2 protein-coding genes and 1 pseudogene are annotated in these 5,295 nt (G+C 59.4%); 2 read left to right on the top strand and 1 reads right to left on the bottom strand.

The window, feature by feature from the left end:
- Window positions 1-839: hypothetical protein (locus tag VJR68_RS03655; RefSeq protein WP_324146194.1), on the bottom strand; the 839-nt coding region annotated here is incomplete at its 3' end.
- 1,155 nt (window positions 840-1,994) lie between these two features.
- Here VJR68_RS03655 and VJR68_RS03650 point away from each other — a divergent pair.
- A complete protein-coding gene (locus tag VJR68_RS03650; RefSeq protein ID WP_324146193.1) occupies window positions 1,995-4,343 on the top strand; it encodes a sialidase family protein in 2,349 nt (782 codons plus the stop codon).
- A 260-nt stretch (window positions 4,344-4,603) separates the two neighbouring features.
- Window positions 4,604-5,295: pseudogene (locus VJR68_RS03645) on the top strand (cellulase); the annotation flags it as partial.

The following is a 5,295-nucleotide window of genomic DNA, read 5'->3' as shown; positions in this document are numbered from 1 at the left end:
AGCACCCAGGCTTGGGCTTCTTTCGTTTTGTCGCAGCTCTGAGTAGTAGCAGGCACGTTGTTGGTGTGGCCGTTCCCAGCATCCACGCAAAGGCCATCGTCGCCCTGGTACAAACCACGCAGCAGATTGCCGCCGGCGTTGAACTGTTCCCAGTTCTCGACGCTGCTGGAGTAGCTGCACGTCGTGTTGGTGCCGGTGCCTGAAATAGAAGCTTGGACACCGTTGCTGGTGGGTGGGGTGAATATCACATCACTGTAGGGCTGGTTGTAGCAGTTCGCATTGGGCGAATTCGCTTCGAGATAGGTCGTCCGGCTCACCATGCCCTGCGGTGAAATACTGGTGGCATCGGTGAGGATGCTGCCTAGCTTCATCACCAATTTGGGGTTGTAGACATCGGTAACCGTCACGCCCAGCCACTGGCCGCCTTCATAGGCAAGGTGGAATTGATACTCGGTAACTGTGGACCAGTTGGGTATGCGGCAGGTAACGCGGGCGTTGTCGCCGCTGTAAACAACGCATCTGCTGCCGGAATCGCCGGCCTTGTACTGCGTTGCACCCCGTACCGTAAACACGAAGTTGGGGCCAAAGCGGGCGTTGTCCTCCATGCCGACATAACCGCCGTTGCTGCTGCCGACCAGGTGGAAATGGTTGGCGAAGCGCACGTTCGCGCGATAACCCGGATCGGCCTGCACGTTGATGTCGTAGTCCACCGACGTCAGCCCGGTAACCGAGGAACTCCATTGATACTTGGCATAGGTGCCAGGCACGTCGCCGGCGTGGGCGATGAATGGAAACAGCAAAAGCCATGGCAAGGTGTACAAGCTCTTTGTCGCCTTCATGATTGCCTCCGTTTGAATGTGATCCCCTTATTGATGACGCTAACGGCTTGCGCAAAGCGAACACTTGCAAAACGCCCCTGCCACGCCGCAGTGCGCTGCGGCATGTTGTGATGTACGCGGTCATTCCCAGCGGTAAACCTATGCGCACGTCAGTCGATGGAACGTGAGAACGTTTACGCATTTTTCTTCATGGATGAGTCCGCTTGCCCGAGCGGACATGAACGACTACCGGCGCAGCGAGCAAGCCTGCACGTCTGTGCATGGATGTTTGCCTGATTTGTCGAGCGCGATGCATGCGCCTGCACGGATGAGTGCATAACAATATTTTTTGAAACCATCTTCCGCACCTGTTCCAAAAACACGCAAAGTGCCTCCCCCAGTTCTAGTTCGCTGCAAAATCGCAGCTATTTCGTCGCGAAAGCCGATCGCGCATCAGCCATCAGGATTCTCCTCAGCGTTTGGGCACATCATGCATAGCCCGCGACCCGTGCATGTCTTTAAGGGACGGCTCAATATCACGTCATGACAAGCATGCGTTCTTGCGAGGGTAGCGAACGCTTTGTTCGTGCATGGTCCGCACGACGAACGTAGACCTATGAAAATTTGAACCTCCCAGATATCCAGATCGATATCCATGGCGAAGCGAATCGACGCCAGAATTGCCAAGTGCATCGCAAAGCACCTGTCTTGCTGCATGTTTGCCTTTGCGCAACAACACGAAACGCTAACGTTCGATGATGAAATTGCTGCTACGCAACTTCAATTTTCGCAAGTGCCGTTTGCGTTCTTCGCAATGCCACGCCTGACGGTGGGGGAATAGAGTGCTGCGTCGGGGACAAGGGGTTTCATGCGAATGGCATTTGCTTACTAAGAACGACGTAGACAAAGCCTCATGACGCGCAAGCTCGCGATGAGTGTGTCAAATAGCGGATCGCCATTCCGGCGAAGGCCGGAATGACTACAGGCTTCGAACAGATTTGATTCATTCAATGGGGCTTCGTCAGCGTAGCTCTTCGTAAGCAAGTGCCATTCGGTTTCATGCAGTCCTGATCACACAACAACGGCGCGATGCATCACCCGCCTGCAGTCACGCGCTGATGGATCAGCGGCGGCCACACATCGCTTTCGATCCAAACGCACAAACTGGAGGGGATCATGAAGACACGCTTGTACCGGGCCATTGCCCGTGGACTGATTGGCAGCACACTGGCCGCCCTTTCGCTGTCGCCCATCGTGACGCTTGCGCAAGATGCATCGTCATATAGCTGGAAAAACGTGCGCATCGTCGCCGGCGGTTACGTCGACGGCATCATCGCGCATCCGAAGGAACAAGGCTTGTTCTATGCGCGCACCGACGTAGGCGGCGCGTATCGGTACGACGCGAAGAAAGACAAATGGATCGCGCTGAACGACTGGACGCCACCCGCAGACCAGCAATGGACCGGCGTCGAAAGCATCGCCATCGACCCCAATCATCCCGACATGCTTTACATGGCCGCGGGTCTGTATGTCGCTTCATGGTCTACCAACGGCGCAGTGCTGGTGTCGTCCGACCGTGGCAAAAGTTTCACGGCCCATCCGCTGAGTTTTCAAGTCGGCGGCAATGAAGATGGACGCAATGTCGGCGAACGCTTGCAGGTGGATCCGCATGATGGCTCCGTCCTGTTTTACGGCACCTCCAACAGCAACCAACAAGTCGCCGGCAAAAATGGCTTGTGGACGAGCAAGGACAAAGGTGCGACGTGGACGCAGGTCAGCGGCTTCACGGCGCTGAACAGCGACGGCACTGGCGCAGGGGTGGCGTTCGTCGCTTTCGCGCCAGCAGGTGAAGCGGGACACAAGCCGACCAAGACCATTTATGTGGGCGTGTCGACAGCCGCCGCGGCGAATAGCGGCACTACGCTCTACGTAAGCAACGACGCGGGCGTCACCTGGAATCCGGTGTCCGGCGGTCCCAGCAATGAGTTGCCGCAGCGTGGCGAACTCGGGCCGGATGGCGATCTCTACATCACCTACGGCAACAGCACCGACGGCAATGGCAACTACACGTATGCCATCGGCCCCAACGGCTTGACGATGGGCGCGGTGTGGAAATACGACACGGTGCATCACACCTGGACCAACATCACGCCCACCGATCGCTTCAACTATCCGTCCGGCTACAGCGGTTTGTCGGTCGATCCTTCGCATCCCGGCACGCTGGTGGTGATGACGATGGACCATTGGTGGCCGATGGACACCATGTATCGCAGTACCGATGGCGGCAAGAGCTGGGTCGACGTGGGTGGCGCGACGTGGAACGGCGTTACGCCGACCTCCGGCACGTATGCCATCCGCGATGCCAGCGTGTCGCCGTGGATCGTGCCGCCCGGACAGACGCAACCCGGCTTCGGCAATTGGGGCGAGGTGGTGCTCGATCCGTTCAATCCCGATCACGCCATGTATGGCACCGGCGGCGGCATCTGGACCACCTACGACCTGACCAACGCCGATGCAGGCAAGCCGACGCACTGGTCGGTCGGCGCCAACGGCATTGAAGAAACGGCGGTACTCACGCTGGTGTCGCCCACTTCCGGTGCGCACCTGATCAGCGGCCTGGGTGATGTTTGCGGTTTCGTGCACACCAGCCTCACCACGGCGCCGCCGCAGCAGGCGATACCCCTCTGCAACGGTGGTGACGGCAACGGCACCGGCGTGGATTTTGCCAAGCAGCTGCCCTCCACGATCGTTCGCGTCGGCGCCGGCGGCGACAACAGCCTGGGCGCGCTCTCGTACGATGGCGGTTCCACCTGGACACCGTTTGCCAGCAAGGCCGGGTCCAACAACGGCGGCGGCAGCGTGGCCATTTCCGGCGATGGCCAGACCATCGTATGGGCGCCCACCGATATCGCGCCAGTCATCTCCACCAACCATGGCGCAAGCTGGACGCCGGCAGGCGCAAGTGGATCGCCCGCGCTCCCGATCGGCATGCAACTGCTTTCCGATGGCGCCAACCCCAACGTGTTCTATGCGTGGAATGCGGCCACCGGCGACTTTTACAGCAGCACCGACAAGGGGGCGACCTGGCAGGCATCTACCAACACCGGTTTGCCGAGTGTGCCGTCCTGGTTGTCCACCCATGCAGCAACGGTGACCGGCATTCCGGGCGAAGCGCAAGCGGGCGATGTGTGGATCGCCACGCCGAACGGCCTGTATCGCAGCACCACCTACGGTTCCACCTGGGCGCAGGTTGACGCCTCCAGCGTAACCAGCGCCAGATCAGTGGGCTTCGGCAAGGCGATCGAGGGATCGCATTACCCCGCCATCTATCTGTCCGGCACAGTGAACGGCGTCACCGGTTTGTTCCGCTCCACCAATGTCGGCGCTACCTGGGAGCAGATCAACGACACGCTGCATCAATGGGGCGGCGTTGCCCTCGCGATCGGTGATCCGCGAATCTTCGGCCGGGTGTACATCGCGCCGGGCGAAGCGCGCGGCGTTGTCTACGGTACGCCGAAGCATTGAAGAACCACACGCCGAATGTTCAAGGCCATGGCCTTGCGATAAACCACAGCAGGTTGGGCTGACGCGAAGCCGCAGCCCAACGTCGCCATGCACATTTCATGTCGGGTTTCGGCTTCGGCTTCGCCTCAGCCCAACCTGCGAGAGAGTTCATTACTTATGACAACTGCGCGATGCATCGTCTACCCAGAGTCATGCGTTGATGGAACAGCAAGGGCGGTCCATCGCTTCAATCCAACCTGCAGAAAAAACTGGAGGGCATCATGAAGACACGCTTGCATCGGGCCATTGCCCGTGGATTGATCTGCGGCACACTGGCTGCGCTTTCGCTGTCGCCTGTCGCGGCGTTCGCGCAAAGCGCACCGTCCTACACCTGGAACAATGTGCGCATCGTCGCCGGCGGTTATGTCGACGGCATCATCGCGCATCCGAAACAGCAAGGCCTGTTTTATGCACGCACTGACGTAGGCGGCGCTTATCGCTACAACGCCACCACCGCGCAATGGGTGCCGTTGAACGACTGGGTGCCGCCGGCTGATTCGCAATGGACGGGCATCGAAAGCGTCGCCATCGATCCGAACAACCCCAACATGCTCTACCTGGTTGGCGGTTTGTACACGCAATCGTGGGGCGCCAATGGCGCAATCCTGGTGTCGTCCGACCAGGGTGCGCACTTCACCGCGCATCCGCTCAGCTTCAAGGTTGGCGGCAATATGGACGGACGCAACGTGGGAGAACGTCTGCAAGTGGATCCGAACAAAGGCTCGATCCTGTTCTACGGCACACGTAATGATGCCGATCAAGCGAGCACCAATGGTTTGTGGACCAGCACCGACAGCGGCAGCACGTGGAGTCGCGTAAGCAGTTTCACTGCGCTGTCCAGCGACGGCACCGGCGCAGGCGTGGCGTTCATCGCGTTCTATCAACCATCGAGCGGCGCGGGCTCGCCGACCAA

It is taken from the genome of Dyella sp. (assembly GCF_035277725.1).
In the GTDB taxonomy this organism is placed as follows: domain Bacteria; phylum Pseudomonadota; class Gammaproteobacteria; order Xanthomonadales; family Rhodanobacteraceae; genus Dyella_B.
Note: the sequence above shows the minus strand (reverse complement) of the source record. Positions and strands in the feature narration are given on the sequence as shown.

Coding starts and splice junctions, on each gene's coding strand:
- VJR68_RS03650 (WP_324146193.1), top strand. CDS start 1,995: ATGAAGACACGCTTGTACCGGGCCATTGCCCGTGGACTGATTGGCAGC.